1 protein-coding gene is annotated in these 299 nt (G+C 67.6%); it reads left to right on the top strand.

Features of this window, described 5'->3' with window-relative positions; all coding sequences use genetic code 11:
* Positions 1 to 299: HisA/HisF-related TIM barrel protein (locus EN807_RS34445; RefSeq protein WP_246684538.1), on the top strand; the 299-nt coding region annotated here is incomplete at both ends.

Below are 299 nucleotides of genomic sequence, written 5' to 3'. Positions count from 1 at the left end.
TTTCCGGGCAAGATCGCCGTCGGTATCGACGCCAAGGGCGGCAAGGTCGCGGTCGAGGGCTGGGCCGAAGCGTCCAGCCTCGGCGTCGTCGAGCTGGCGCAGAAATTCGAAGGCGCCGGCGTCGCCGCCATCATCTACACCGATATCGACCGCGACGGCGTGCTGACCGGGATCAACTGGGATTCGACGATCGACCTCGCCGAGGCGGTGTCGATTCCGGTGATCGCCTCGGGCGGCCTGGCCTCGATCGCCGACATCGTGCGCATGACCATGCCTGACGCGCAGAGGCTCGAAGGCGC

This window comes from Mesorhizobium sp. M5C.F.Ca.ET.164.01.1.1 (assembly GCF_004792125.1).
GTDB lineage: Bacteria > Pseudomonadota > Alphaproteobacteria > Rhizobiales > Rhizobiaceae > Mesorhizobium > Mesorhizobium wenxiniae.
The sequence above is the reverse complement of the archived record's forward strand: the minus strand, read 5'-3'. Positions and strand labels throughout refer to the sequence as shown.